At 68.9% G+C, this 24964-nt stretch carries 35 protein-coding genes; 25 read left to right on the top strand and 10 right to left on the bottom strand.

Annotation, left to right across the window (positions count from 1 at the left end):
- Positions 1-113 precede the first annotated feature (113 nt).
- The 7 genes from ACQEVO_RS36635 to ACQEVO_RS36605 all read left to right on the top strand — a co-directional run bounded on the left by ACQEVO_RS36635 (position 114) and on the right by ACQEVO_RS36605 (position 4617).
- Complete coding sequence (locus tag ACQEVO_RS36635) at positions 114-398, top strand: hypothetical protein (protein WP_432907453.1); 285 nt, start codon at positions 114-116, stop codon at positions 396-398.
- The gene (locus ACQEVO_RS36630; protein ID WP_432907451.1) at positions 395-679 is read left to right on the top strand and encodes a hypothetical protein; all 285 of its coding nucleotides are present in this window, start codon (positions 395-397) and stop codon (positions 677-679) included. Before ACQEVO_RS36635 ends, ACQEVO_RS36630 begins: the two co-directional genes overlap by 4 nt.
- 85 nt (positions 680-764) lie before the next feature.
- A complete protein-coding gene (locus ACQEVO_RS36625) occupies positions 765-1442 on the top strand; it encodes a DNA-methyltransferase (protein WP_432907448.1) in 678 nt (225 codons plus the stop codon).
- Between the two features lie 102 nt (positions 1443-1544).
- Positions 1545-2012, top strand: a complete 468-nt coding sequence (locus ACQEVO_RS36620; protein ID WP_432907445.1) for a hypothetical protein — start codon at positions 1545-1547, stop codon at positions 2010-2012.
- Positions 2009-2524: a hypothetical protein gene (locus ACQEVO_RS36615; protein WP_432907442.1), complete on the top strand. Its 516-nt coding sequence runs from the start codon at positions 2009-2011 to the stop codon at positions 2522-2524. Before ACQEVO_RS36620 ends, ACQEVO_RS36615 begins: the two co-directional genes overlap by 4 nt.
- Positions 2524-4059, top strand: a complete 1536-nt coding sequence (locus ACQEVO_RS36610; protein WP_432907439.1) for a terminase large subunit domain-containing protein — start codon at positions 2524-2526, stop codon at positions 4057-4059. The genes ACQEVO_RS36615 and ACQEVO_RS36610 overlap by 1 nt, the downstream gene beginning before the upstream one ends.
- 84 nt (positions 4060-4143) lie before the next feature.
- Positions 4144-4617 carry a hypothetical protein gene (locus ACQEVO_RS36605; protein WP_432907436.1) on the top strand — a complete coding sequence of 158 codons (474 nt, stop codon included), beginning with the start codon at positions 4144-4146 and terminating at the stop codon, positions 4615-4617.
- On the opposite strand, the gene ACQEVO_RS36600 is transcribed toward ACQEVO_RS36605, so the two are convergent.
- The gene (locus ACQEVO_RS36600; protein ID WP_432907434.1) at positions 4598-4765 is read right to left on the bottom strand and encodes a hypothetical protein; all 168 of its coding nucleotides are present in this window, start codon (positions 4763-4765) and stop codon (positions 4598-4600) included. The two genes, ACQEVO_RS36605 and ACQEVO_RS36600, sit on opposite strands and share 20 nt — an antisense overlap.
- A 22-nt stretch (positions 4766-4787) precedes the next feature.
- On the opposite strand from ACQEVO_RS36600, the gene ACQEVO_RS36595 reads away from it, so the two are divergent.
- Positions 4788-5048, top strand: a complete 261-nt coding sequence (locus ACQEVO_RS36595; protein WP_432907431.1) for a hypothetical protein — start codon at positions 4788-4790, stop codon at positions 5046-5048.
- Positions 5049-5113: 65 nt separating this feature from the next.
- Here the strand turns inward: ACQEVO_RS36595 and ACQEVO_RS36590 are convergent, their stop codons facing one another.
- The gene (locus ACQEVO_RS36590; RefSeq protein WP_432907428.1) at positions 5114-5485 is read right to left on the bottom strand and encodes a hypothetical protein; all 372 of its coding nucleotides are present in this window, start codon (positions 5483-5485) and stop codon (positions 5114-5116) included.
- Between the two features lie 563 nt (positions 5486-6048).
- On the opposite strand from ACQEVO_RS36590, the gene ACQEVO_RS36585 reads away from it, so the two are divergent.
- The 17 genes from ACQEVO_RS36585 (at position 6049) to ACQEVO_RS36505 (ending at position 20364) form a co-directional block, all read left to right on the top strand.
- Positions 6049-6315, top strand: coding sequence for a hypothetical protein (locus tag ACQEVO_RS36585; RefSeq protein WP_432907427.1), 267 nt, complete (start codon positions 6049-6051; stop codon positions 6313-6315).
- 138 nt (positions 6316-6453) lie between these two features.
- Positions 6454-6720 (top strand): hypothetical protein, encoded by a 267-nt coding sequence (locus tag ACQEVO_RS36580; RefSeq protein WP_432907424.1) that lies wholly within the window; start codon positions 6454-6456, stop codon positions 6718-6720.
- A gap of 35 nt (positions 6721-6755) precedes the next feature.
- On the top strand, positions 6756-7307 hold the full coding sequence (locus tag ACQEVO_RS36575) for a hypothetical protein (RefSeq protein ID WP_432907421.1): 552 nt from the start codon (positions 6756-6758) through the stop codon (positions 7305-7307).
- Entirely contained in the window at positions 7304-7612 is a 309-nt protein-coding gene (locus ACQEVO_RS36570; protein ID WP_432907418.1) for a hypothetical protein, read from the top strand. Before ACQEVO_RS36575 ends, ACQEVO_RS36570 begins: the two co-directional genes overlap by 4 nt.
- A gap of 45 nt (positions 7613-7657) precedes the next feature.
- Positions 7658-9520: a hypothetical protein gene (locus ACQEVO_RS36565; RefSeq protein WP_432907415.1), complete on the top strand. Its 1863-nt coding sequence runs from the start codon at positions 7658-7660 to the stop codon at positions 9518-9520.
- Complete coding sequence (locus ACQEVO_RS36560) at positions 9517-12081, top strand: phage minor head protein (RefSeq protein WP_432907412.1); 2565 nt, start codon at positions 9517-9519, stop codon at positions 12079-12081. The genes ACQEVO_RS36565 and ACQEVO_RS36560 overlap by 4 nt, the downstream gene beginning before the upstream one ends.
- 3 nt (positions 12082-12084) lie before the next feature.
- The gene (locus tag ACQEVO_RS36555; RefSeq protein ID WP_432907410.1) at positions 12085-12252 is read left to right on the top strand and encodes a DUF7196 family protein; all 168 of its coding nucleotides are present in this window, start codon (positions 12085-12087) and stop codon (positions 12250-12252) included.
- 199 nt (positions 12253-12451) lie between these two features.
- A complete protein-coding gene (locus ACQEVO_RS36550) occupies positions 12452-14143 on the top strand; it encodes a major capsid protein (RefSeq protein WP_432907407.1) in 1692 nt (563 codons plus the stop codon).
- A 76-nt stretch (positions 14144-14219) separates the two neighbouring features.
- On the top strand, positions 14220-14987 hold the full coding sequence (locus tag ACQEVO_RS36545) for a hypothetical protein (protein ID WP_432923487.1): 768 nt from the start codon (positions 14220-14222) through the stop codon (positions 14985-14987).
- Complete coding sequence (locus ACQEVO_RS36540) at positions 14987-15412, top strand: hypothetical protein (protein ID WP_432907402.1); 426 nt, start codon at positions 14987-14989, stop codon at positions 15410-15412. Before ACQEVO_RS36545 ends, ACQEVO_RS36540 begins: the two co-directional genes overlap by 1 nt.
- Positions 15409-15630 carry a holin gene (locus ACQEVO_RS36535; protein WP_432907399.1) on the top strand — a complete coding sequence of 74 codons (222 nt, stop codon included), beginning with the start codon at positions 15409-15411 and terminating at the stop codon, positions 15628-15630. Before ACQEVO_RS36540 ends, ACQEVO_RS36535 begins: the two co-directional genes overlap by 4 nt.
- A gap of 6 nt (positions 15631-15636) precedes the next feature.
- Positions 15637-16026 carry a hypothetical protein gene (locus ACQEVO_RS36530; RefSeq protein ID WP_432907397.1) on the top strand — a complete coding sequence of 130 codons (390 nt, stop codon included), beginning with the start codon at positions 15637-15639 and terminating at the stop codon, positions 16024-16026.
- Positions 16027-16184: 158 nt separating this feature from the next.
- A complete protein-coding gene (locus ACQEVO_RS36525; RefSeq protein WP_432907394.1) occupies positions 16185-17030 on the top strand; it encodes a hypothetical protein in 846 nt (281 codons plus the stop codon).
- Positions 17031-17105: 75 nt separating this feature from the next.
- The gene (locus tag ACQEVO_RS36520) at positions 17106-18032 is read left to right on the top strand and encodes a glycosyltransferase family protein (protein ID WP_432907391.1); all 927 of its coding nucleotides are present in this window, start codon (positions 17106-17108) and stop codon (positions 18030-18032) included.
- Complete coding sequence (locus ACQEVO_RS36515) at positions 18029-18676, top strand: FkbM family methyltransferase (RefSeq protein ID WP_432907388.1); 648 nt, start codon at positions 18029-18031, stop codon at positions 18674-18676. The genes ACQEVO_RS36520 and ACQEVO_RS36515 overlap by 4 nt, the downstream gene beginning before the upstream one ends.
- 1 nt (position 18677) lies before the next feature.
- A complete protein-coding gene (locus ACQEVO_RS36510) occupies positions 18678-19733 on the top strand; it encodes a glycosyltransferase (protein WP_432907385.1) in 1056 nt (351 codons plus the stop codon).
- The gene (locus ACQEVO_RS36505; RefSeq protein ID WP_432907382.1) at positions 19723-20364 is read left to right on the top strand and encodes a hypothetical protein; all 642 of its coding nucleotides are present in this window, start codon (positions 19723-19725) and stop codon (positions 20362-20364) included. The genes ACQEVO_RS36510 and ACQEVO_RS36505 overlap by 11 nt, the downstream gene beginning before the upstream one ends.
- Before the next feature lies 1 nt (position 20365).
- Here ACQEVO_RS36505 and ACQEVO_RS36500 read toward each other — a convergent pair whose 3' ends face one another.
- From ACQEVO_RS36500 to ACQEVO_RS36465, 8 genes are read right to left on the bottom strand one after another with little or no spacing between them, the layout of a single operon-like run.
- A complete protein-coding gene (locus ACQEVO_RS36500; protein WP_432907379.1) occupies positions 20366-20794 on the bottom strand; it encodes a hypothetical protein in 429 nt (142 codons plus the stop codon).
- Positions 20787-20963 (bottom strand): hypothetical protein, encoded by a 177-nt coding sequence (locus tag ACQEVO_RS36495; RefSeq protein ID WP_432907376.1) that lies wholly within the window; start codon positions 20961-20963, stop codon positions 20787-20789. Before ACQEVO_RS36495 ends, ACQEVO_RS36500 begins: the two co-directional genes overlap by 8 nt.
- An 8-nt stretch (positions 20964-20971) precedes the next feature.
- A complete protein-coding gene (locus tag ACQEVO_RS36490) occupies positions 20972-21499 on the bottom strand; it encodes a hypothetical protein (RefSeq protein ID WP_432907374.1) in 528 nt (175 codons plus the stop codon).
- A gap of 3 nt (positions 21500-21502) precedes the next feature.
- Positions 21503-22252, bottom strand: a complete 750-nt coding sequence (locus ACQEVO_RS36485) for a hypothetical protein (RefSeq protein WP_432907372.1) — start codon at positions 22250-22252, stop codon at positions 21503-21505.
- A gap of 3 nt (positions 22253-22255) precedes the next feature.
- Positions 22256-23014: a M15 family metallopeptidase gene (locus ACQEVO_RS36480; protein WP_432907369.1), complete on the bottom strand. Its 759-nt coding sequence runs from the start codon at positions 23012-23014 to the stop codon at positions 22256-22258.
- Positions 23015-23045: 31 nt separating this feature from the next.
- The gene (locus ACQEVO_RS36475; RefSeq protein ID WP_432907366.1) at positions 23046-23765 is read right to left on the bottom strand and encodes a hypothetical protein; all 720 of its coding nucleotides are present in this window, start codon (positions 23763-23765) and stop codon (positions 23046-23048) included.
- Positions 23762-24169 carry a hypothetical protein gene (locus ACQEVO_RS36470; protein ID WP_432907363.1) on the bottom strand — a complete coding sequence of 136 codons (408 nt, stop codon included), beginning with the start codon at positions 24167-24169 and terminating at the stop codon, positions 23762-23764. The genes ACQEVO_RS36475 and ACQEVO_RS36470 overlap by 4 nt, the downstream gene beginning before the upstream one ends.
- On the bottom strand, positions 24166-24963 hold the full coding sequence (locus ACQEVO_RS36465; protein WP_432907361.1) for a hypothetical protein: 798 nt from the start codon (positions 24961-24963) through the stop codon (positions 24166-24168). Before ACQEVO_RS36465 ends, ACQEVO_RS36470 begins: the two co-directional genes overlap by 4 nt.
- Position 24964: the final 1 nt, after the last annotated feature.

Raw genomic sequence — 24964 nt, 5'->3', positions numbered from 1 at the left:
CCGGATTGCTGGTAGTGCGTGAAGCACCCATTTGGCCGTATCTCCTCACCTTCGATGCCTGCCACGGATGCTACCTGGGTGTCCTCCGTGTCGGCCCTCTTAAGGGGTCCGTTATGTCTACTTCAACGAACGCCGAACCGCCGCGGTTCCCGTGTCCCGACCAGGAAAATCTGTCCTGCACACCAGCCGACTCGAGACCCACACGCACCGGCACCCCGGCGCCCTATGAGCCGGAGGCAATCCCCGTTGACCGGGTCGCCCTCGAGTTCGTGGTGCCGGCCAACTACCGCCACATCCTCGACCACGAACTCGATGTGCTCCTGTTCAGCTTGGAGCCCGTACTCGCCTGGGTAACCCGGTGCGGCGGCTCCGTGACCATGAAAGGATCCCAACGATGAACGAGCTGGAACGCCAGGCCGAGGACGGCACCCTCTGGCAGCACGGGGACGTGGTGATCGACGACACCGGCTACATCTGGCAGCGCGCCGACGACGCGGATGTTGCCCGCGGCTGGCCCTGGGCGCACGGCGCCACCGTGACCGTCCGCGATGGCCACCCGATCTCCGGGGAAGGAGCGGTGGAGGAGAGCGCCCCCGTCCGGCCGCTCACGCTCCTCGTCCGCGACGGCAAACCGGTCAACACGATCGTCGTCCCCCGGGATAACCCACCCGCCTCCTGACCCCCGATCCCCGAGCGAGCGCCCCGGAACATTCCGGGGCGCTCGTTCCGCATTTCCGCAGGTCACCGGAGATACAGTCGAACGCATGTCCGAATACGAGATCGTCTGCGGCGAGTCCCTCGCCACCCTCCGCGAACTCCCCGGCCACTCCTACGACGCCCTGATCACCGATCCCCCGTACTGCTCCGGCGGCACCACCAGCGCGGAACGGACCAGCCGCAGCGCGATCGAGAAATACGTGTCCACCGATTCCGTGTCCGGACTCGCCATGCCCGATTTCCCCGACCAACGTGACCAACGGTCGTTCACCATCTGGTCGTCCATATGGCTCACCGAAACACTGCGCCTCGTACGGCCCGGCGGCCAAGCATTGGTATTCACCGACTGGCGGCAACTCCCCGCAATATCCGACGCCCTGCAAATCGCGGGCTGGAGATGGCGCGGAATTGTCGTGTGGCAGAAAACCAGCGCCAGACCACAGCCCGGATTCCGCAACGAATGCGAATACGTTCTCTGGGGATCCAACGGGCAACTCGACCCGGACCACAAACCACCATTCCTCCCCGGCGTCTACACCCACCCCAGCCCGCGCGGGAAAGCGCGCCAGCACATCACCGCGAAACCCGTCGACCTCATGCGCGACCTCGTCCGCACCACCCGCCCCGAGGCCCGAATACTCGACCCATTTGCCGGTAGCGGAACCGAAGGCGTACCCGAATACGCCGACATCGCCCAGCGGCGGCTCGCGGAAATAGCAGCCTGACCGCACGATCACCACACACCCGCACCACCAAACGGGTGACACAATTCGCCGTACAATAATCGCCGAACCCTGGTGCCTTCGAGCAGAGCAGGAGGTGGCCCCGTGGCGAACCATCACCGCCCCGACCAACGAGCCCGATCTCTACTCGCTCTGCAGATGCGAATCGACGGCCACACCTGGCAGGAGATCGCCGACCGCACCGACTGGAAAACCGAGGCCGGCGCCCGCCGCGCAGTGAACACGCTGCTCGACAAGTGGGAGTCGGCGACCGTCGACCAGTACCGGGTCATCCAGGACCAGCGATACCAAACCCTGCTGCGCGCCTGGTGGCCCCACGCCACCGGCACCGCCCTCGACGAGAACGACGACCCGAAACCACCCGACGACAAAGCCGCGGCCGTGGTGATCCGGGTGATGGAGGCGATGAACAAACTCCACGGCCTCAACCGCGAGCAGCCCGACGCCGGCGGCCCGCGGATGAGCCCCGAGGAATTCCGGGCAGCGCTGGCCGAGTACGCCACCCTCAGCGCGGCCACGGCACCGCCGGCGCTCGAAGGCCGTACGTCGTGACCGCCGCGGTGCAGGCCCGGATCCCGGCACCGCAGTGGACCCCGGATCCCATGCTCGCCGCCGCGGCCCGCGCCGGCGGCGTGCAGCTGCTCCAGCTCGACGAGGACGACCAGAACTGGTTGGTGGCGTGCTTGACCGTCGAGGGCTTCACCGTGGAGGAGATCGCCGCCCGCTGCGGCTGTCGTAGTCGCAAGATCAAATACGTGCGGGCCCGGCCGATGACCAAGATGATGACCCGCTACCTCGTCGCCCAGGCCCAAGCCGACGAAGCCGCCCAACGCGTCGAGGCCCTCGACCGGTGGTGCGAACTCACCGTGTCCCAGTGCGAGCAAGGATCGCAGCGGGCCCGCGACCAGCTCGACGCCGCGGTCGACCAGATCCGCGCGCTACGAGCCCGATGTCGCGAGCAGCAGCACCGCGCCGACACCTACCGCAAGTACTGCGGCGCCCCGCCACCCCGCCGGAGCCGTCCACCGGCGGCCGCGCCCGTCGACCAGCTCGCCCTCTTCTGATGACCGCCGCGGTCATGCAGACCGCCGCGAACGAGCAGTTCCTGCGGCGCGAACTCGTACGCCTACGCGCCGCCCGCGACTACCCGACCGCCGGCGCACTCGCCCAATACCTCGACCCCAGCATCCAGCAAACCCCAGCGCTGCAGATGATCGACGAACACCTCGAGTGGGCGTTCTCCACCCCCGCGGCGCGGCTCATGATCTCGATGCCCTCGCAAACCGGCAAGTCCCAGCGAGTCGCGATAGCCGGCACCCTGCGCGCGATGATGCTGCACCCGGACTGGCGGTGCGTCATCGCCACCCACGCCGAGCACCTGGCCCTCAAACACTCCACCGAGATCCGCGGACTCATCCAGACATTCGGATCGAGCGCCGCGGCCGAAACCGGCGAGCCGCTGCCGGACCGTCTCGGCCTGGCGATACCCCGCAGGGCCAGCGCCGCCAAGTTCTGGCGCCTCCGCGGCCACAAGGGCTCACTCACCGCCGCCGGCATCGATACGAAACTCCCCGGCGTCCCCGCGGACTACCTACTGCTGGACGACCTGTACGCATCGATGGAGGACGCGGACAGCGCCGCGATCCGCCGCCGCGTGAACTCCTGGCTGGACTCCGTGGCGTTGCAGCGCCTCGGCGGTGACGCACCGATCGTGGCCATCTCAACCCGCTGGAACGAGTTCGACGCCCTCGCCTACCTGCAGCAGCTGATGCCCGACGAGTGGCGAGTACTGAACTTCCCGGCCATCGCAGAGGACGGCGTACTCGATTCCCTCGGCCGTGAACCCGGCGTCCTCCTCGAATCACCACGTAACCAGGACTGGATCAAACGACGGGAACAGAGCCCGGCCCGCGTGTGGTCGGCGATGTACCAAGGCAACCCCAAACCCCGGGAGGGCGGTTTGTTCGAGCAAGCCTGGTTCGACGATCACCGCGTCATGGGCGACGCCCCGGCCACCACGCTGCGGGTCGTCGCGATCGACCCGGCCGAGACCGGCAAGAGCGACGAGGCCGGCGTCGTCGCCGGTGGCCTCACCGCTGACGGCAAGGTTGTCCTCACCCACGACTGGTCCAAGCACATGACGTCCGCGGAATGGGCGGAGCGTGGCGTCGAGCTGGCGCTCGCGACCCACGCCCACGAGCTCGCGGTGGAGGGCTACAGCGCGGCGACCACCTACCGGCGCACCGTCGTCGAGGCGTGGAAGAAGATCCGCGACGAACGCTACCCGGGGCAGGCGATGCCGTTCCGGATCCGCATGTGGCGCGGTAAGTCCAATGCCGATGCGCTGGCCCGGTCGGTCGGCATGCGCAACGCGGTCGAACTCGGCAAGTGCGTCGTCCTCGGTCATGGGTTGGAGAAGCTGGAATCGAAGGCGGTCGGCTGGCACGTGGGCCAGCACCAGCCGGACGCTGTCGCGGCCGCGGTGATCGTGTACGACCGGCTCGTCACGCTTACCTCCTCGACCGCGCAGCTGGCGTCGCCGGTCCGCCGGCAGCCCGGCAGCGGTGGTGCCGGTGGCCGCTGGACCCGCACCCTCTAGCCATCTTTGTCGAAACCGTAGACAAACACTCCAATGGGTAGCTAGTCTTTGTCCACACGTTCGACAAAGACATTTGGAGTTGTTATGGAGACCTACCTCGGCCTCAAAGGCATCGGCGAACTGCTCGGCGTCTCACCCGCCACCGTCTCGAAGTGGCGCACCCGCTACGCCGGCACCGACCACCCCTGCCCACCGCCGGCCGTATGGATCGACGACACCCCCGGCTGGAAGGACCGCCCCGCATGGCAGGCATGGCACCTCGCCCGGCCCGGCCGCGGCGCCGGCGGCGGACCACTGCCACTGGCACGCGCCCGGGAAGAATTCGAGACCACCATCGCCGCGGTACGCGCGGAGTACCCGAACGACCGGCCCGGCCGCAGCCAACTGCGGGCCCTGCACCGCATCGCCGAAACCTACGGCGTGGACCAGGACGTCATCGTCGCGCTGGCGAACAAGGCCGCGGACGACCGCCCGGACACAGCCACCGATGAATGCGACATCCTCGCGGTCGCCACCGTCATCCGCAGCAGCCGAGCCGCTACGTCTCGACCTTCTTGAGCGCCGACAGCGGCATCGAGAACTGGTACGCGCCCGGGGCGTCGTCCACAGGGTCAAGCACAGCGCGCCCCTCCTCGTCGATCCTCGCCACGGTGAACCGGTTCTGACCGCCCGCACCGATTGTCACAATGTCGCCGATTTGGATCACTTAGGCGAGCATAATCGAACGCATGTACGACAACAGTTGGCGGCCGATCTACACCGTCGACGGGCGCGTCGTACCCGACCCGCTCCGCCTCTACCCCACCCCACAGGGCATGGCCGAGCCCTCACCGGTCCGGTGCCGCAACGGCCACCACCTCGGCGCCAACCGCGTCCTGGTCGGCTCGACACCATGCCCGCTCATCGGTGGCCACCACCGCACACATACCTGCCGCACCTGCGGCTACGTCATCTACACACCCCAAGAAGTGCCAGGCTGCAAGCACTGACCCCCGCTCGACCTATCAAAATGATGTGCCATGCAAGGGGCCTGGACCATCATCTTGATAGGACATCAGGATGATGCGAGCTCCTCCTCGTCGGGGTCCGGCGGCCGCGGCGCCTCGTTCTGGAACGGCCCTTCCGCCAGCTCGACGATCAACTGCAGGATCGGACCAGCCTTGGGGCGCTGCTGGCCGTGCCGCCAGTTGAAGGACCCGTACTGGACCGGAGACCAGTCCCGGGCGATAACCCGGAAGACTCCGTCCAAGTCGAGGTTCCGGGCATGCAGCGCGATCGTATCGCCTACCGCTGGCGGATATGGCGTGTGCAAGTGCCCATCGTTCGCATAGCCGTCGATATACAAGCTCTCGTAATCGAACATTCCGGGATGCTCCGCGGACGGGCAGCGCAAGTAGAACCAGCAGTTGACCAATTCGCTACTCATGCCGTAGATCCCATCACGCCAAGACCGGCGTGAACTCCGGACATTCGCAATCCGGTTCGCTGCTGCCGTTGTCGTTGTCCGTCCAACACGGCCCACCGTGCACCTCGCGACGGTGCCCGCACCGGCACAGCTCCATATCCTCGAGCACCGGCGACAAGAACTCGCGACACCCCGACGAGCAGTACTCCGGACCGTAGTCACAGCCGGAACGGCCGCGGTAATGCCAGTCACGGCGGTGCCCGCAGTTTCGGCAACGCGCCGAGTCATCCACCTCCCAACCGCGGCCACCGCCCTCGCTGCCCGGCCGGTCACGCCTATCGGCCCGAATCTCGAATGGGGTCTCGAACAGGCGGACGTACCTGCGGACACGAGGGTCGTCCGCCGGCAGTAGCTTGGCAACGCTGAGATCGATGGTGGCCATGCCCATGATGAAAGCACTTTCGTGGCCGCACTGGGCGCCGGTAAGCATCACTTATCGGCGGCCAGCCGGCCCGTCGAGATAGAGTGCTACCGGCACTCACCGGATGGATGTTCCGGCCCACCCACGTAGGGACAGGAGCATCATGCAGAACATCACCATCGGCCGATACCCCGGCGGCGCACTCACCGCGACCCGCATCCACCACGACGACGCCGGCCATGAAGTCTCCCGCGAAACGTTCCCCGCACATGCCGGATGGATCGAGGGAATCCGCGACGACGGCACCCGCTGGGTCATGTACATGGACGCGGCAGGGAGCCCCGAAATGTTCTGGCCGGGACGCGAACCGGACGGCGCGGTGATCGGACACGGTATCGATCTCAGCCCGCCGCGCGAACCGGTCGAGTAGTATCGGCACCGCACCCGCCAGAGTGCAAACGGAACGCCATTTGTTCATCATCGACTACGGCCACCCCTTCAACGGGTGGCCGTAGTTCGTTTCCGGGCCCGGCTGTCGGCTGCACCCCTGGTTCGTAGCGTCCGCGGCATGACGATGCCCCGTACACCCGAGCAGGCCGCCGCGGATGATGCGCTGGCAGACGCGATCCGGGCGACGATCCACGCCTACGACCCCGACAACACCGGCCTGCTGGTGGACTACGTGGTGGTGGCCGGCCAACTGAACGCCGACGACAGCCATGTAGTGACCGTCGTGGATTCAGGACCCGGCTCGCCCACCTGGACGCAACTCGGGTTGCTGGAGGTAGCCGGGGTGCAGCTGCGCGACGGCTTCTCACACGATTCCCCGGACTGAAATTCGCTGCACCCTCGATTCGTAGCGTCCGCAGCATGGGAAACGTCACCGCCGAACCTCAGAGGTTTCAGAAACTGCCCGTCACCATCGAAGCACTGCAATGGGACGGCACCGCCGACGGCGCCACTGCGATCATCGACTGGATAGTTAGCAATGGCGGCACCGCCACATTCCGCTGCGCGATCAACGGGCCCTGTCCTGGCACGGCATCGGGTAGCCACGTCCTCAGCATCCGCACCCTGGAGGGAACGATGCGGGCGCGGCCCAGCGACTGGATCATCCGCGGCGTGGAGGGCGAGTTCTACCCCTGCACAAACGACGTCCACCGCAAAACCTACCGGCCGGCCCCGGCGCCCGAAGACATCCCCGAGGTCCTGAACCTCACGGCCGAACAGGAGGCCGCCATCCGGCGCGTCGGCGACCCGGAGCGGATGTGGCGCGAAGCGTGGATAGCCGGCTACCGGCTCGCCGAAAACATGTGGGCACTGCAGCACCGCTGCTGCAGTCCCCTGACCGGCGCCGAACTCGACGAGGAATACACCGAGTGGCGCTCGAACGCGACCGCAGGGCAGGAGAAGAGCAAGTGACCGTACTGATCGTCACCCTGCTGTACCTGCTGGCCGTCGTCCGCCTCACCCGCCTGGTGGTGTTCGACAAGCTCGTCGAGCCCTTCCGCGCCATGCTCGTCCGCCGACTCCGCCAAGGCAGCCGCATCACCTACTTGGTGCACTGCCCGTGGTGTGTGAGCATGTGGCTCGCCGCGGCCGCCGCACCGGCCGCGATCCTCGCCGCCGGCCTGTCCTGGTGGACGTTGCCGCTACTCGTATTCGCCAGCTCCCACCTCGCGGGACTGCTCGCCGAGGCCACCCTCAGGCGGGATGACGACCTGTAGTGACACCAGCGGTCCGTGCACCCCGGGTTCGTAGCGTCCGCGACCATGGCCCGGATCTTCGCGCGACGCAAGCCCACCGTGACTGCTGCCGTGCAACCGGTCCGGGATCCCGCGAAAGCGTTCCGGACGACCCTCGGCCGCAAGGACGGTAAAGACGGCGCCTGGTCGCCGCGGACGTGGGAGATGTACGAGCTGTGCGGCGAGCTGCGCTACATCTGCACCTGGCTGTCCAGCGCTACCTCCCGGTGCCGGCTCGTCGCCTCCGAGATCGATGAGGAGACGGGCCGGCCGACCGGCCGCACCGACAACGACCGTGTCAACGGCATCGTCCGCGATATCGCCGGCGGCCCCGGCGGGCAGGCGCAGCTACTGAAACGCACCACCGTGTTCCTCACCGTGCCGGGTGAGTGCTGGGTCGCGGTGATCGTCCGCCGCACCGGCCGCGACGGAGTGATCGAGGAATGGCACCTGCTCGACCGGTCCGAGATCAAAACCAAGGCGGGCGGGCAGATCACGCTCGTCCTGGCGGACGGCACCGAGCACGAGTACGACCCGGACCGCGATGTGCTGTTCCGCGTCTGGAACGCCCACCCGCGCAACAGCCAGGAGGCGGACTCGCCGACCAGGTCCGCGCTGCCCACGCTGCTGGAGATCGTGCAGACCACCGCCACCATCCGGCACGCCAGCAAGTCGCGCCTGATCGGCGGCAAGATCCTGTTCGTCCCGAACCAGATGTCCCTGCCGAAAACACAAGGCGCACCGAAAGCCGCAGGGGTGGATCCGGACGCTCCGGAGCTGCCGCCACCCGCTCCGGAGCCCGTCGACGCCGGCGCGATGGATCTGCAGGACATGCTGTTCGACGTCTCCGAAGCGGCGGCCAAGGATCCCGACTCCATGGCAGCGCACCTGCCGATCGTGGCCGGCACCGACGGCGAGTGGACCGACAAGGTCAAGCTGATCGACCTGCACTCCGATATCAACAAGGAGCAGCTCGCGATCCGGGAGGCCGCGATCCGCCGGCTGGCACTGGCGATGGATATCCCCGCCGAGCAGCTCCTCGGTCTGGCGTCGATGAACCACTGGAACGCGTGGGCGATGCGGGAGGACGCGGTCGCCACCCATATCGTGCCGCTGCTGGAAACGATCTGCGACGCCGTGACCACAGCGCTGCTGCGCCCGATCATCGAACGCCTCAACGAGGACGAGGGACTGAACCTCGATCCGGACCGGTTCGTCGTCTGGTACGACACCACCCCGCTCACCCAGGACCCCGACCGCAAGGACGAGGCCCGCGAAGCCAACGACCGCGGCGCACTGACAAACCGCGCGCTGCTCACCCACCTCGGTTTCAATCCGGACGAGGACGGCTACGACCTCGAAACGCCGGACGGGTGGCGGCAGCTGGCCCGCGACAAGGCCGCCCAAAACCCCGAACTGATCACCGTCCTCGCGCCGCTGCTCGGCGTGCGGCTGCCGGAACTCAATCAGCCGGGCCCGGCTACGCCGGCACCGCCGCGGGAGATCGAGCCGGCCCGCGAACAGGAACCACCGGAGCCGGGCGACGAGGACGATATCGCCGCGTCCGCCGAACCTGCCCGCGCCGTGGCCACGCTGTTACTCACCCGCGCGCTGGAACTCGCCGGGAAACGCCGCGCGACCCGCACCGACCTCGCCGCCCTCGGGGATCTCCCGACCTGGCAGGTGTACACGAGGATCCCGCCGGCGGAACCGGGCGATGTGCCGCGGCTGATCGCCGGCTACGACGCCGGCCTCACCGACGACATCGCCCACGGCATCGGTGCCGACCCGCACCGGCTGCGCGCACTGGTCACCGACCGGGCACGGGTGGCGCTCACCACCGGCCGCCCGGTGGCCGTGGGTGACGAAATCCGGGCGGCCCTGCGATGAGCAGCCGTGCAGGCCTTCGCCGGACCGCGTTGCTGTCGATCCTCGATATGGAGCGCCGGATCCGGGTGCTCGCCGCCGACGCCTACGCCCAATGGCTGCCGAAGGCCCGCGCCGCGGTGTTCCACCAGGAGCTGACCGCCGCCGCCGCGGAACCGATCCCGCCGGACCCGGACGCGATCGCGCTGTCGCAAGCGGATTGGGAGGAGATCCTGGCCAGTGTCTTCCTCGCCGGGCTGGCCGAGATCATGTGGGCACAGCTCACCGCGGAGATGGCCGGCCTCGGCATCACCGCGGCGGAAGTGATCGCGCTGGGCGCGGCCGCCGCAGCGCGATCCGGGTTGCCGGGCACCACCCCGGGCGGCGACGAGGACACGCCGGCACCGGGTACGCCATCACAGCCGGGCGAACCCGAACCGGGCCCTGACCGCCCCGCGCCGCCGGATGCGCCGGACCGCGACGACGACCTCCCCGACGAGCCCGAGCCCGAGGATGAGCGGCCCCGGGACCGGGATCGTGACGAGGATGAGCCGCTGACTCCGGATCTGGTGATGGCGGTCCCGTCCGTGCAGGAGTGGGTCGACGGTTACCTCGCCGCGGTGAACAACCGGATGGTCCGCACCCCCGAAACCGCGTTCCGGCTGATCGCCGACGAGCTGGCGGTCGCGACCCGCGAGGGCGAGTCCCCCGACCAGCAAGCCGCCCGCGTCGCCCGCATCCTGTCGGCCGAGAACCTCGACACGTTCGGCGGGCGCCGCCCGGCGCTCGTGGCCCGGACCGAAACCTGCGGTGCACTCAACGGCGCCCGCCTCGAAGCTGCCCGCGTGATGGCCGAGATCACCGGCGAGGACCTCCACAAAGTCTGGTTGGCCACCATCGATGGCCGCACCCGCGACACGCATTTCGCCGTCGACGGGCAACGCCAGCCCCTCGACGGCGAATTCGAGCTACCCGGCGGCGTGAAGATGCGGTGGCCTGGGGAACCCGGCGCCCCCGCCAGCGAGGTGTGTAACTGCCGGTGCGCCCTGATCGTCGTCGGCGCCGACGAGGACCTCCCCGACGAGAGCGACCGGCACACCGAACGCGGCCCCGGAAACGCCACCGTCCGAAACCGCGAGGGCACCCGGCAGGACGAGATCGACCGCCGCGCCGCCGACGGCGTCATCCGCGCCCGCGACGACCCGAACGGGATCGGCGACATCACCTCCGCTGCACCCCCACCCGAGAGGATCCGACCCATGCAGACGTTCACCGCGGTGCTCGCCCACCTCGGCGTGCCGACCGACGACGGCCGCATGCTCGCCGCCGATATCGCGTTGCGGTTCCGCGACACCCCGCTGCCGCTGCGGTGGCAACGCCAGGACATCCCCATGCACGGTGAAGCATTCACCGTCGGCGCGATCGACAGCATCAGCGTCCAGGGCAGCGAGGTCATCGGCGCCGGCCATCTGATCGACACCGCCGAAGCCGCCGAGGCGGCGCTGCAGATCCGCGAGGGAGTGACCGCGCCGAGCGTGGACCTGGCCGATGTCGAGTGGGAGATCCGCGACGACAAGGGCAACCCGATCCTCGATTTCGACGACGTCGAGGAGGACGCGAAGCTGCTGGCGGTCACCACCAGCGCGATCGTCACCGCCGCCACCCTGGTCGCGATCCCGGCGTTCGGCAACACCTCGATCACCCTCGACCAGGAGTCCGACGAGGAACTCGTCGCCGCGGCCGCGACGACACCGCGGTTCGGCGCCACCACCATCACCCTCGACGACGATGTCATCGACACCCCGGCCGACACAGCCGATGTCGACAAGCAGCTGCTCGCCGCTGCAGCTGTGCGGCCCTGGTTCCGGCCGTCCGGAACGATGTTCGCCGACCCCGGGTTCACCGAACCGACGCCGCTGCACATGACCGACGACGGCCGGATCCAGGGACACCTCGCCGTGTGGGGTATCTGCCACGTCGGGATCTCCGACCGGTGCGTCACCGCGCCGCGGTCGGCCACGGCCTACGCGCATTTCCATGTGTCCTCGGTGGAAACCTCCGATGGTGTGCGGCTGCCGGTCGGCCGGCTCACCGTCGGCGGCGGCCACGCCGGGCACGGCCTGGACGCCCGCGCCGCATCGGAGCACTACGACACGCTCTGCACCTCCTGGGCCTACGTGCGCGCCGGCGAGGACGCCCACGGCATCTGGGTGTCCGGTGTCCCCCACCCCGCCGCGACGGACGAGCAGGTGCGGGACGGGTTGTCGGCGCCGCTGTCCGGGGACTGGCGCAGCGTCGGCGGCCACCTCGAACTCGTCGCCGCCCTGAGCGTGAACACACCCGGGTTCCCGGTCCTGCGCGCCCGGGAGGAAGAGGGCCGCGTCAAGGTCCTCGTCGCGTCCCTGGCCCCGCGGTATCGGCGCACCGACCCCGACGAAACCCGGCTGCGGTTCGTGGCCCGGACCGCGGTCCACGAGTACCGGCAGGGTGAGGCACGCCGCGCGGCCGCGCTCGGCCTCATCCGCAAACGCCGGCGCACCACCGCCCGCGCGCTCATCGCCGCGGTTCGAAACAGGAAGGCGTGAGTCATGGGATGCGGGTGCGGCGGCCAGAAGAAGCCGAAGCAGATCCATTACGAGCTGACCAAACCGGACGGTTCGACAGCCACCTACACCTCGCAGGTGGAGGCGCGGATGCAGCGGAGTTTGGCCGGCGGCGGCACCATCCGGCCCGTCGCCGGACCGAAGCCGGGGTAGCCGTGCACCCCCGATTCATAGCGTGACATCACGCGGGACGACCTTGCTGGCTGCGGGCCGGAGCGACTCCCTGGTTGGACCTGGTGACCCTTGCTGGCTGCGGGCCGGAGGACGCCACAGCTGTACCCGGTGACCTTGCTGGCTGCGGGCCGGAGGAGCCGACGACCTGTCGTATTCCTGCACCCCCGAAGGAACTCCGATGCCATTCGAACTGCCGAACCCGCTGCCCACCAGCCGCGAGGAACTCGCCGCCCTGCACGAGGCCGCCACCGCCGAATTCAACCGGATCGCCGAGTCGGTGGAAGCCGACACCGCCGACCTGTCCGATGCCGACGTCGAAGCGCTGCGCGTAGTGACCGAGGCGCTCGACACCCTCGAGACCGCGGTCGCCGGCCTCGACGACGCCGACGCCCGCCGCGCCGAAGCCGCCCGGCTGGTCGCCGACCGCCGCCAACGCGAACAGGCCGAGGCCACCACCGAGGAAGCGGACGACACCACCGACGCCGACGACACGGACGGCACCGAGGACCAGGCCGACGCGGACCAGGTGGTCGCCGAAGCCGAGCAGGCCACCCGGGAAGCCGCCACCGAAACGGTCACCGCCGCCAGCAAGCCGCGGCGCCGCACCAGTTTCGCCGGCGCCAACCGCGGCCGCGCACCCCAGATCCCGGCCGACCCGGCACCGAACCCCACCGCCGGGTGGCAGATGCGCCCGGACGCACCCGGTTACGTGCCCGGCATGGTGAAGCTCAACGCGATCACCGCCGGACTCGCCGCCGCGGCGAAAGGGTCGGGGTCGGCGATGGCGCGCCCGAACGGCGCCAGCGAGCCGTCCGGGCACACCCCGCAATACCTCGGCCAGTACGTACGTGACGTGCCGGCGGTCGAGGACCACGAGACCCTCAACGAGGTCCTCGACGCCGCGGTGGCCGCGTCCATCCAGCCGGACGGTTCGCTGACCGCGGCGTGCTGCCCGCCGCCGCAGGTGTCCTACGATTTCTGCCCGGTCGAACCGGCACGCGACCTGTTCGTGCTGCCGGAGATCACCGCCGAACGGTGCTCGATCTCCTGGCCGGAGGAATTCGACATCACCCTGGACTGGCAGGTGCTGTGCGCCGCCGAGCTCGACGCCGACCCGCCCACGGTGAAGCGCTGCCACACGGTGCCCTGCCCGGAGGACTTCGCCCAGTTGTCCCTGTGCTACCTGCCGCTGTGCATCGAGTCCGACATCATCAGCGACCAGGTCTGGCCGGAGGTCGTCGACACCTTCACGCAGAAGTTGCTGGCTGCCCAGCAGCGGCAGCGGTCGATGTGGATGCTGACCAAGATCCTCACCGATCCCACGACCCGCGACCTGGTGATCCCGGCCGGCTCGCAAATCGCGGCGGCGTCCAGCGTTCTGAACAGCCTGGCGATCGCGGCGATGGGTGTGCGGGCCTCCCGCAACCTGGCCCGGGACGCGATCGTGGCCGGCGCGGCACCGACCTGGGTGTTCGAGCTGATGCGCAACGACATCGCCAACCAGGAAGGCATCAGCACCTTCGACGTGTCCGACGCCCAGGTCCTCGGCTGGCTGAACCAGCGTCGGATCCAGCTGCAGTTCGTCGGCGAATGGCAGAAGTGGAATCCGAACTGGACCCAGTTCCCCGCCACCGTCGATATCGCCCTGTGGGAAGCCGGCGCCTACTTCGCGCTGGTCAAGCCGATCATCGACCTCGGCGTCATGTACCCGCGGGAACTGCTGCAGATCAACCGCTACACCCGCATGTTCACCGAGGACGGCCTCAACGTCGGCAAGCGCTGCGGTGATTCCGTCGTGGTCACCATCCCGGTCTGCCCGGACGGTGCTATCGGGCAGCGGCTGGACGTGCTCTGCGCCAGCGGGTCCTGATCCCGCGCACCGCCGGGGCCAGCCCAATCGTGGCTGGCCTCGGCGGTAGCGCATCACCCACCCCGAGGAGACCTCGATGACCACCCCGCTCATGCCGCCCGGTGTGCAGCACACCGGCCTCCCCCAAACACCGCAGCCGTTCGGGCTGTGGTCGGTTGCGCCGCCGATCGACCTCGACCCGCCGGCCCGACTGCTCGGCGGCGTGCACTGGACCCCGACCAACTGCGGGCCCTCGGGCATCTGGCAGCACGAGCCGTGCCCAGACCCCGAGATTCCGCCGGCGCAGACGAAAACCGGTGCCCGCCCGGACGATGACACATTCCCCACGCTCGTCGTGTGGGCGACCGACGAGTGCAGCCTGTACGCCACCGACACCAGCGAGAACCAGGCCCGCGCCGCGCAGCTGCTGATGTTGCACGCCCCGCTATGGGTCGAACAGGCGTTTGCCACCGAACTCGCCGCACGAGCCACACCACTCCCGGACGCCGGCGACTTGACCGAGGCCTTCGGCGCGCTGGAGGAAGCACTCGGCGAGACCGGGTTCGGCGGTGTCCTGCACGCCCGCCGCGGCCTGTCCGCGGCCGCGGCCGAGCGGCGGCTCACCTCGGCACAAGGCAGCACCCTGGTCACCCAGCTCGGCAACCGGGTGGCGTTCGGCGGCGGCTACACCGCCCTCGGCAACACCGTTTACGCCACGGGCCCGGTGACCGTCTGGCGCGGCCCGATCATTCCCCGGGTCGCGGTCGAGCCGACCACCAACGAGCGCCAGGCCGTGGCCGAACGGATGTTCGGGTTCGGGTGGGAATGCCCGACCACCGTCTACGCGGTCGAGGTGACGGGCTGATGCCGGCGGGGGTGTTCGTCCTCGTCGAGGGCAAGACAGCCGAGGTCGAGGTCCCGGACCCGGTGCTGCGTCAGGACGCGATCAATCGGCTGGTCGCCGCGGCCCGGCCGGACGCGTGGCGTATCGACAAGATTGTGCGCCCGGGCGGCCCGGCGTACCGGGCGCCGCTGGAGATCGTGATCGCCGCGGGCCTGATCGACATGCCCGCCTACGAGCCCGGCGACGGGCCGGTGCTCATCAAGAACGACGGCAACGGCCAGGAGCTGCTCTCCGCGGCCGCGCTGCCGGCGGAGCCTCCGCGGACAGGGCCCGGCTCCGGCGTGCAGGTGTGGCGCACCCATCTGCGCGCACACCGGATCCCGTTCGACCCCGACGACAAGCGCGCGGAGCTGATCGCGCGCTGGGACCAGCGAGGTGCACAGTGACGACCGCACGGTTCTGGAAGGCCACCGGCGAGCGGGTGGTCAAGACGTTCGCCCAGGCGCTACTCGCGTCGATCACGGTGGGCTCCGCGATCACCGATATCGACTGGGCCACCGCGGCATCCATCGCCGCCACCGCGGCCGCGGTCGCGCTACTCACCTCCATCCTTTCCAGCGGTGTCGGAGACCCCGAGTCCCCCAGCCTCACCGGCGAGGAATGACCCACCGTGACTGCGACGACGGAAGAACGCGACGACATGACCCTGGTTGAGATCGCCACCGCCCTCGGCACCCTCGGTGTCGGCGGCGTAGCCGGCACCCTCATGGATCGCATATTCCTGCGACGCCGCAACCGCGCCGACCTCCTCGTCACGCTGGAGGACCTCTCGGCGCGGATCACCGAACGCGCCCTGGCCCAAGCCGACGAACGCATCGCCCAGGCCGAGCACCGGGTGCGCCAGGTCGAGGCGAAGCTCGACGAGCACCAGCGTGACGCGCTGCAGCAGGACGAGCGGCGCCGGGCCCGCGCGGAGCTGCACGCCGACTGGGATCGCGATGTGGCCCAGCGGCTTCAGGACCTCGGGCAGCCGGTCGGGCCACCGCCGGCGCTCGAATAAGCGCTGTCCGGTCGGCCGCGGTCCACCCCTGCTGGTGGGTCGTTTCCCCCCTGCCGCGGCCGGCCGGCAGCTCCCGTGCACCCCCAGTTCATAGCGTCCCAGCCAGGGAAACGGCCTGCCGGCGCTCGTGCGCACGAGTAGCAGGAGGCAACAACAGCATGGCTGGAAAGAGGGTTTCGATCGTCCGGGGCAAGAGCATCCGGGCGACCAAGGCGAACCGATGCGGTATGCCACTGGAGGGTGAGGGCAACTACGCCGTCACCAAGGGGTATGTGACCGTGTCGCTCACCCCGGTGTTGAAGGACGCGGAGGAACTGGAGCAGCAGAACGCCGACGGCGAGATCTGCGGCCAGGACCGCACCGCCCCCGAGATCAAATGGTTCGAAGTGTCGGTCGAGTTCTGCGGTGTCGACACCTGCCTGTGGACCATGCTCGGTGGGTGGGCGCCGGTCGTCGACTACGCCGGCAACCCGGTCGGCTTCGAAACGTCCCGCAAGGTCGTCACCGACTCCGGTGTCGTAATGGAACTCTGGTCCGGTACCAGTTCCGAAAACACCTGCGCTCTGCCGGCCAACGATGACGTGTTCGGCCAGTCCGACGCGGTCACCGGCGAGGAGTTCGGCTACTTCGTTTTCGGCGTCAAGGAATGGCAGCTGAGCGGTGGCCTCGAGATCGGCCGCCAGGTGTCGACCTTCACCATGTCCGGGATCACCATGGACATCACGGGGTGGGGCCGCGGCCCGTACAACGTGGTGCCGATCGACGCCCAGCTCACCCCGGGCCGGCTGCTCGCCCCGGTCGGGAGCTTGGTGGACGGGGTCTCCGATATCCACTTCGAAACCACCCCGATCGCGCCGCCGGATCCCACCGACGGCTGCTGCACCCTCGCGGTGCAGTCGATCTTCACCGCTCCGAACTACTACTACGGCGGCCCGTCCAACGAGCCGGCCGCCGATGTCGCACCGGCACAGCCGGCCTGCGACGCGGTACTGCCCGGCAGCTAACCCGGGCTTCGACTACCGCGCCCGGCTACGGTCGGGCGCGGTAGTCGTGCACCCTGCGTTCCTACCGTCCCGGGCATGCGCATAGCGTTCCTCGGAAACTTCCGCACCGACTACACGTCGGAGACCCACCACGCACTCAGCCTGGAAGCACTCGGCCACACCGTCGACCGCCTCCAGGAGTCGGAAACGCACGCCGCCGATATCCTCGACACCGCCCTGCAGGCGGACGCGTTCGTGTGGGTCCACACCCACGGCTGGCGTACACCCGGCATCGACCGCGTCCTGCGCGATCTGAAACGCCGCGGCATCCCCACCCTCACCTACCACCTCGATTTGTGGTTCGGGCTGCAGCGGCAGCGCGATATGCGCCGCGACCCGTACTGGCAGGTCGATCACTTCTTCACCGCCGACCGGCTCATGGCCGAATGGCTCAGCGACAACACCCGCATCCGCGGCTACTACCTGCCCGCCGGCGTCTACCACGCCGAGTGCGCACCAGCCACCCCCGGCGAGCAGTTCGATATCGCGTTCGTCGGATCGCGCCGCTACCACCCGGAGTGGCCGTACCGGGGGCGGCTGCTGGACTGGCTGACCACCACCTACGGGGACCGGTTCCGGCACTACGGCGGCGACGGCCTGGGCGTCGTACGCGGCACAGCACTCAACCAGGTGTACGCCGACGCCCGGGTCGTGGTCGGCGACTCCCTGTGCCTGCGCTACCAATACCCCGACTACTGGTCCGACCGGGTGTACGAGACCCTCGGCCGCGGCGGGTTCCTCATCCACCCGCAGGTGCCCGGCATGGATGCCACGTTCACCGACCGCAAGCACCTCGCGTTCTACGAGTACGGGCGGTTCGACCAGCTGCGCGAGCTGATCGACTACTACCTCGACCGAGACGACGAACGCGAACAGATCCGGGCGGCCGGCCACCAGCTGGTGCGCACCGAGCACACCTACCTCGACCGGTGGGCGACGATCCTGGAGGTCCTCGGCCGATGATCGTGCTCACCCCGAACCCTGCGCACCGGTTCCTCGGCCGCGACGGCTCCCCCTCCGACGAAGCCGTGATCCGCGAGTGCTGGGTCGAAAACGTGTACCAGATCCACCGGGGCGATCTCCGCGACACCGGGATCCTGATCGACATCGGCGCCAACATCGGCGCCGTCTCGATCTACGCGGCTTCCCTCGGCGCCACCGTGATCGCCTACGAACCCGAACCGGACAACCTGGCGTTGTTGCAGCAGAACATCGCCGGCAACGGTATGGCCGAACGGGTCGTCGTCCACGCGGCCGCGGTCACCGACTGGCACGGCACCGCGCAACTCGAACCGGCGCACGGCAACTCCCGCATCGTCGACTACGGCAGCGGGATCACCGTGCCCTCCATCACCCTCGACGATGTGTTCGCCGACCTCCCCGATGGCTGCGACGTCCTCAAGATCGATATCGAGGGCAGCGAACGCGAACTCATCGCCGCCGCCGCTCCGGAGACCCTGGCGCGGATCCGGTATCTGACCATGGAATTCGACGCCGCACCCGACGACGAATTCGGGGCGATGGTCACCAAGATCGCCAAGGTGTTCAACACCCACATCATCGGCTCACCCGAGCGGGGCGGCTACATCTACGGCCGGAGGTACTGACATGCGGATCGGCCTGATCGGCCGCGCCGAAAACACCGGGTTGGGCATCCAGACCTGGGAATTCGCCCGCCACATGCACCCCGCGAAAACGCTGGTTGTCGACCTCACCGCGGGCACCACCCGCCGGCTGTACCCGGAGCGGTTCCCCGGCGCGAAAATTATTCAGGGAATTCCGGACCGCCGGCACTTAGAAGAGTTCGTCGACGGCCTGGACGTCGTGTTCACGGCGGAGACCCCATACAACTACGACCTCTTCACCGTGGCCCGCGCCGCGGGCGTCAAGACGGTGCTGCAGTACAACTTCGAGTTCCTCGACTACCTCGCCCGCCGCGACCTTCCGCGCCCGGACCTGCTCGCCGCACCCAGCCCGTGGCGGTACGACGAGGTCACCGCGACGATGCCCGGACAGCGCACGATGCTGCTGCCGGTGCCCGTCGCCGACCGGGTCCGCCCGCCTACCCACTACAGCAGCCGGGCGATCGACTTCCTGCACATCGTCGGCCGGCCCGCTATCCACGACCGCAACGGCACCGCAGATCTGATCGAGGCCCTGCAATATGTGCGGTCGGAGATCTCGGTGACGATCCGCTGCCAGGACCCGAAGTATGTGCCGCGGCTGATGGCCGGGCGCCGTCTCCCCGACCATGTCCACGTCGACCTCGAGCACGACGACATTGACTACTACTGGCAGCCTTACCACGCGAACGATGTGCTGGTGCTGCCGCGCCGGTTCGGGGGTCTCTGCCTGCCCGCGCAGGAGGCACTCGCCTCCGGGCTGCCGGTGGTGATGCCCGATATCTCGCCGAACAATCTGCTGCTGCAGCCCGACTGGCTGGTGCCGGCACGCCGGACCGGTTCGTTCCGGGCCCGCACCGATATCGACCTCCACACCGTCGACCACCAGGCGCTGGCCGCAACGATCGACCGATTCGCCAGCGACCCCGCGTTCTTCCGCCAGGCGCAGAGCATCGCCCGCGCGACCGCGGAGCAACTGTCGTGGAACGCGCTGAAACCGACCTACCTCGACACGTTCTGGCGGCTGCACAATGGCGCCTGACATCGCGTTCGGGGTAGTCGCTCACCCGGCCCGGCTCACCGCGGCGCAGGCCTTGGCCGGCCGACTCGACGGGCACCTGTCCGTCGACGACGGCCGTGGCCCGGTCGCCAACCACCGCGCCGTCTGGCAGCACTTCGCCGGCACGGCCGCGGGGTGGGTGTGCGTGTTGGAGGACGACGCGCTGCCCGTGGACGGGTTCGGCGAGCAGCTGCGCGCGGCGCTCGCCGAGGCACCGCACCCGGTGGTGTCGCTGTACCTCGGGACCGGGCGCCCGCCCGGGGTGCAGTCGCGGATCCGGACCGCGCTCGACCGCGCCGACGCCCAGGGGGCGTGCTGGGTGACCGCGGACCGGATGCTGCACGCGGTCGGTATCTGCCTCCGTGCCCGCCATATCGGGGACATGCTCGCGTTCACCGGGCGCGCTCCGGAGCTGGCGGCCGCGGACTCGCGCTGGGATCGGTGGCTGCGGGCCCGGCGGTTGCGGGTGGCGTATGCGGTGCCGTCGCTGGTCGACCACGCCGACGGTGCGACGCTCGTGCAGCACCCGGACCGGCAGCCGCGGAACGAGGTTCGGCGGGCGTGGCAGGCCGGTGCCCGGGTGCAGTGGTCGCGGTCCTGCGTCCGGCTTTGAGCTACGCCGGGGTGTAGGTGGCGCCGATCCGGGCGGCTTCCTCCCGGGCGGCGTTCGCCAGGAACGGGCGGCCGCGGGTGCCGGGGTGATTGACCTTGGCGGCGAACACTGTCCGCGGACCGATCTGGAACCGAAGCGCCTTCGCGCGGCGTGGCCGGATCACGTACGGTCCGGAGCCGTTGTGGACGGCGGCGGAGTAGTTGGCGTGGGCGGTGACACCGCCGCTGGCCTTGAGATCGGTCACGGTGATCGGGTCCTGGCGGATCATCCGGCGCAGGTTGCCGGTGTCGACCGGTGCTTTGTTGCTGGCGTTGGACTCGACGCGCCGGTCGACCATCGCGACCGTGCGGACCAGGATCCCCTGCGGGCCGGTGAGCTGGGTGGCCAGCTGGTTGCGGTCGATCCGGTACACCGGCCGCTGGTTAGCCACGGCAGCCCAGTCCGAGGTGATGGTTTTTCGCCAGTTCCATCATTCCGGCGAAGGTGACCGGATCGAGTGGTTCGCCGGCCTCGTCGACCGCGCTGGAAGTCATGTGCTGGCCGTGAGCGTTGATGTGCCGCTCGATGACGATCCGCGCGACGCGCGTGCAGTCAGACATGAGGTCACTCATTTCTGTCGGAGTTGGATGTGCGCCCACTGGGTCCAGGCGATAACGCCGCCCTCTGGACCATACGGCTCACCGGCCGCGATCATGGTCGACAGTGCCACCTTCTCCTCGATGTCGGCCATCGCCCACACCAGCGCCTGATCGATCCGGACACTGTCGTCCAGGGCGGCCAAGGCTTCCTTCTCGAGTGCGTCCCAGTCCGGTTCGGGCTCGGTCACAGCGCAGCGCATGATCCCGGCCTCGACGGTGAGTGCCTTCGTCTCAGTGCATTCCGATTTCTGATCGCGCCGTTCCTCCGGCAGCTGCGTGGTGCGGAATCGGCGCACGACCCGCACCCACGCCAACGGGTCACCGCAGTTGCCGCCGGAGGCGTACCCGTTCCACACCGCCAGGGGCATCGTGTCGCCGGCGAAAAACCGTACGGTGTCGGTGCCGCCGCCGAATGGTGGTGTGGTCTGGCCGTTGGTGAATGCCCGTTTCATGGCCTCGGCCATGAGCCCGACCACGACGATCGCCGTATCCGCCACCGTTCACCTCACCTTCGGTCCGGTGGCCAACCGAGCCGGGTTGTGGGCGCGGATCCACAGGTCGATGGTGTCGATACCGGTGAGGCCCGCACCAAACAGGTCTGTCGGGTCGATCATCTGCATGCTCATGCCCTGCCGGGTGACGGTCTGCACCCGCCGCGGAAGCCGGCACTTCCCGCCGGAACACGCGTTGAAGAACTCCATCGCGAGCTGCCCGACGTGGGTGGCCGCTCCCGCCGGCGGCGGCACGCCGCGCTGGTAACGCACTGCCCAGGTGCCCGGCTTCCCGATCGCAGCACCCAGGTCCTGCGAGGGCCATTGCCCGTCCAGCCGGTAGAGGTAGTCGCCCTCGAGCTGGTACTCGCCCGGGTCCAGTGGTTCGCCGGCGATCTCGACGGCGTCCACGGCCTGTACCGGTCCAGGCAGGTGCACCACGGTCGGCCCGGACCGGGAGCAGCGGCCGCGGCAGCCGCACGAGATGTTGCGCCAGGCGCCGTCTTCCCAGATCGGGATCACCGGCATCGGTGCGGGCAGGTTCGCCCCCGGATAGAGGTACGGGTCGTACGGGTACAGGCCGGTGTCGCAGCGGGTCGGACACGGGCGGACGATCGCCGGGCACACCCCGAACTGGCGGCCGGTGAGCGCCCACAGCACAGCCACCGCGCTGTCCGCGGCGTACTGCATCCGCTGCTTGTCGATGTCCTCGCACAGCTTCGGCCAGCACGACGGATCGATTGGCCACTGGCAGCTCATGGTTCAGCCGGCGGCCTTGCGTGCGATGGCGTCGGCGATCTTCTCCGGCAGCGCGTCGATGCTGGCCCGGAGTTCGGCCAGCGCCTTCGGGATCTCGATCGACGCCTCGTGCACGCGGGCGTCGGCGTTGAGGAGCATGCCGGCCAACGTGTCGACCGGTTGGTCGCTCTGGCGGTGTGCGGACCGCGACGGGTAGGGCTGTGTCAGTTCCTTGTGCACGCGCCGCAGCATCGCGTCCTGTTCGGGGGTCATGTCGTCGTCCTCCTTGGATGGTGTGCCGTAGATGCCGAGATGGCCGGCGTTGAGCCGGTGAGCGAAAGCGGCGATGCGCGGGTCGCCTTCGCGGAATCCGAGCTGGTAGTGCATCTCGTCCGCACGCGACCAGTCCGCGCCCCAGAACACGGTGCTCTCGAACAGCGCCAGGCCGACGCGCACTTTGGCGATCCGGTCCCGCGGCATCGTGCGGTAACCCCACGGGTACTGCGGGGCGTTGATATCCACCGCCGTGCCCGACAGATGGTTCGAGTTCGCGACGTCGTTGGTGGCCGACCAGCCCCACACCGGAGAGCGCAGCGGCTCGACGTTGCGGTGGTACCAGGCCAGCCATGCGACGAGGATCGTGCTGGCGTCACCGGCCCGGAGTGGTGCGGTGTTGGTGTTCGGTAGCCCGATCGACGGACCGCCGACCACGCACATGTCGCGGTCGACCATGCGCCACCCGTTCTCGCTGACGCTGTACCCGTACACGGTGCGGAAGCCCATGGCCCGGACGGTACGAGCCGAGGGTGCACGGTCAGTACGGGCGATCGTGGGCGCGGATGTTCGCGATCGCCGGCGAGTAGTACTGACCGGAGAACGCGCCGGCGGCGTTGCCCTCGCACGACAGGAACCAGCGCCGCCGATTCGCCTGCCCCGCCGGGACGATGCCCACCGAGTCGTTCCAGGACACCCGGAGGATGCCGTTCTGGATCAGCTGGAACACGCTCTGTGTCGGGCTGTACATGCGCCGGCGGAACCGGATGATGTCCCCGGCGGCGACCCGGTTGGTCACCGCGGCCCGGCTCGTGGCCGGTGTGACGCCCCAGCTGCCGCCCGGCGAGACGATCGAGGCGTTGATGTAGGTGTAGATCGCCATCGCGTTCGTGGCGTTCTGGGTGCCCTGGAAGAAGATCGCGTACACGAGGCACATTCCTGCGGCCGGCCCGTTGTCGAGCATTCCGCACCCGATTGCGGTGGCGTTATCCGTTGCGATACCGCCTGCCGGTGTGCCGATCTCGGCGGCGACTTCCCAGTTGTCGGTGATCAGTCTGCCGCCGTTGTGGCTGTCCGGTGCGACGTAGGTTTCCCAGGCGCCTTGCCGGGCGGAGAGCTGAGCCGGGGTACTGATCTGCACCTGCTGGTTGAAAATCTGGCACGAGTCGAAATCCGGGCGCCAGTTCGGCCCGAGGTCCGTCGAGTTCGCCCGGTCGAAATCGTCCCAGTGATCCATCAGGGCGGGCGGCTGGACGATCACCGGCGCACCACCTTGGCCTCCATACGCACCTGCGCACCCGGGTCGGTGTTGGCCGCGGTCATCCACGGCCACACCAAGTCGTCCTCGTCGAGGTCGATGCTGATCGCGTTCCACGCCGGTGTGATGGCCGGCGCGAACGATGTCCCTGGGATAGCGTCCGCGGGATCGATGCCGTTGCGGCGCAGCTCCACCGCGACCGTGCCGCCGCTACCGACGATCGCGCACCGGTAGCGGAGTGCGAGGAGTGTGCAGTCGTACGGGATCCACAACCCCAGGTCCAGCTGGCCGGCGCCGACCGCGTGGACGGTGAACGTTTGGTAGATCTGCCAGCCGTCGGTGAGGTCCCGCAGCCGCACGGCCTCGTCCTCGCCGGCCGGTTCGGGCCCGAGGAGGCGCACTGTCATCCGTGGACCACGATCCGGTAGGCGCCGGTCGCCGGGGCGACAGCGAATGTTGCTGTGACGGTGTTGGCGTCGGTGTGCTCGATATCGGGGAGCACCTTCTCGAAGGTGGCGTTGTCGAACACCTCCACGGTCACGTCCCGGGTACCCAGGTTGTGGGTGACAGCGATGCTGGTCGAGGAGCCGTTGCCGATGTTGGCCGCGTACTTGCGCACCACCACCGAGGTATCGACCCGCAGCCCGGACGCCGACAGCGACAACCCGGAACTCGTGTCCAGGTCGACACTGATGGTTTCGCCGGTGATCGCGATACCGTTGCCCGCGTTGTAGGACGGGCCACCGCCGGACCCGAACTGAGTCCACACGAGCGCGGTGGTGCCGACCACGATCGGATCGTTGGCCGTCTGCACCCACTGGGTGTTCTCCTGCGTCGACCCCTGGCCCACCCATATCGCGGTGCCGTCCGCGAGCTCCTCGCCGGTGTCGGCGTCGGAGGCGCGGGTCATCGCGACCGCCGCACCGTTCCACACGTAGATGCCGTTCTCCGCGCCCGCGGTCTGGTTCTTCACCAGCACCCGGTCCCCGGGGCCGAGCGCGACGCCATCGATGGAGGCGCCCGGCGCCGCCAGGTTCAGGTTCCCGGTGGTGGCAACTATCGCTGGATCCTTCCAGCGCAGACCGTGCAGGAAGTTCTCGAGATAGGACAGCGTGACCGCGTCCTGCGGTTGCGTGGGGTCGCCGACGCTCACGATGCGCTGGCCCTGCAGGTCCAGCCCGTTCATGATCTTCGTGGCCATA

It is taken from the genome of Nocardia sp. CA-290969, from assembly GCF_050936135.1.
Classification (GTDB): domain Bacteria; phylum Actinomycetota; class Actinomycetes; order Mycobacteriales; family Mycobacteriaceae; genus Nocardia.
The sequence above is the reverse complement of the archived record's forward strand: the minus strand, read 5'-3'. Positions and strand labels throughout refer to the sequence as shown.

Excerpts from the sequence above, each read along its gene's own strand:
- ACQEVO_RS36635 (WP_432907453.1), top strand. The coding sequence starts at position 114 with ATGTCTACTTCAACGAACGCCGAACCGCCGCGGTTCCCGTGTCCCGAC.
- ACQEVO_RS36630 (WP_432907451.1), top strand. The coding sequence starts at position 395 with ATGAACGAGCTGGAACGCCAGGCCGAGGACGGCACCCTCTGGCAGCAC.
- ACQEVO_RS36625 (WP_432907448.1), top strand. The coding sequence starts at position 765 with ATGTCCGAATACGAGATCGTCTGCGGCGAGTCCCTCGCCACCCTCCGC.
- ACQEVO_RS36610 (WP_432907439.1), top strand. The coding sequence starts at position 2,524 with ATGACCGCCGCGGTCATGCAGACCGCCGCGAACGAGCAGTTCCTGCGG.
- ACQEVO_RS36605 (WP_432907436.1), top strand. The coding sequence starts at position 4,144 with ATGGAGACCTACCTCGGCCTCAAAGGCATCGGCGAACTGCTCGGCGTC.
- ACQEVO_RS36595 (WP_432907431.1), top strand. The coding sequence starts at position 4,788 with ATGTACGACAACAGTTGGCGGCCGATCTACACCGTCGACGGGCGCGTC.
- ACQEVO_RS36590 (WP_432907428.1), bottom strand. The coding sequence starts at position 5,485 with ATGAGTAGCGAATTGGTCAACTGCTGGTTCTACTTGCGCTGCCCGTCC.
- ACQEVO_RS36585 (WP_432907427.1), top strand. The coding sequence starts at position 6,049 with ATGCAGAACATCACCATCGGCCGATACCCCGGCGGCGCACTCACCGCG.
- ACQEVO_RS36580 (WP_432907424.1), top strand. The coding sequence starts at position 6,454 with ATGACGATGCCCCGTACACCCGAGCAGGCCGCCGCGGATGATGCGCTG.
- ACQEVO_RS36575 (WP_432907421.1), top strand. The coding sequence starts at position 6,756 with ATGGGAAACGTCACCGCCGAACCTCAGAGGTTTCAGAAACTGCCCGTC.
- ACQEVO_RS36565 (WP_432907415.1), top strand. The coding sequence starts at position 7,658 with ATGGCCCGGATCTTCGCGCGACGCAAGCCCACCGTGACTGCTGCCGTG.
- ACQEVO_RS36560 (WP_432907412.1), top strand. The coding sequence starts at position 9,517 with ATGAGCAGCCGTGCAGGCCTTCGCCGGACCGCGTTGCTGTCGATCCTC.
- ACQEVO_RS36555 (WP_432907410.1), top strand. The coding sequence starts at position 12,085 with ATGGGATGCGGGTGCGGCGGCCAGAAGAAGCCGAAGCAGATCCATTAC.
- ACQEVO_RS36550 (WP_432907407.1), top strand. The coding sequence starts at position 12,452 with ATGCCATTCGAACTGCCGAACCCGCTGCCCACCAGCCGCGAGGAACTC.
- ACQEVO_RS36545 (WP_432923487.1), top strand. The coding sequence starts at position 14,220 with ATGACCACCCCGCTCATGCCGCCCGGTGTGCAGCACACCGGCCTCCCC.
- ACQEVO_RS36540 (WP_432907402.1), top strand. The coding sequence starts at position 14,987 with ATGCCGGCGGGGGTGTTCGTCCTCGTCGAGGGCAAGACAGCCGAGGTC.
- ACQEVO_RS36525 (WP_432907394.1), top strand. The coding sequence starts at position 16,185 with ATGGCTGGAAAGAGGGTTTCGATCGTCCGGGGCAAGAGCATCCGGGCG.
- ACQEVO_RS36520 (WP_432907391.1), top strand. The coding sequence starts at position 17,106 with ATGCGCATAGCGTTCCTCGGAAACTTCCGCACCGACTACACGTCGGAG.
- ACQEVO_RS36515 (WP_432907388.1), top strand. The coding sequence starts at position 18,029 with ATGATCGTGCTCACCCCGAACCCTGCGCACCGGTTCCTCGGCCGCGAC.
- ACQEVO_RS36510 (WP_432907385.1), top strand. The coding sequence starts at position 18,678 with ATGCGGATCGGCCTGATCGGCCGCGCCGAAAACACCGGGTTGGGCATC.
- ACQEVO_RS36505 (WP_432907382.1), top strand. The coding sequence starts at position 19,723 with ATGGCGCCTGACATCGCGTTCGGGGTAGTCGCTCACCCGGCCCGGCTC.
- ACQEVO_RS36495 (WP_432907376.1), bottom strand. The coding sequence starts at position 20,963 with ATGTCTGACTGCACGCGCGTCGCGCGGATCGTCATCGAGCGGCACATC.
- ACQEVO_RS36485 (WP_432907372.1), bottom strand. The coding sequence starts at position 22,252 with ATGAGCTGCCAGTGGCCAATCGATCCGTCGTGCTGGCCGAAGCTGTGC.
- ACQEVO_RS36480 (WP_432907369.1), bottom strand. The coding sequence starts at position 23,014 with ATGGGCTTCCGCACCGTGTACGGGTACAGCGTCAGCGAGAACGGGTGG.
- ACQEVO_RS36470 (WP_432907363.1), bottom strand. The coding sequence starts at position 24,169 with ATGACAGTGCGCCTCCTCGGGCCCGAACCGGCCGGCGAGGACGAGGCC.
- ACQEVO_RS36465 (WP_432907361.1), bottom strand. The coding sequence starts at position 24,963 with ATGGCCACGAAGATCATGAACGGGCTGGACCTGCAGGGCCAGCGCATC.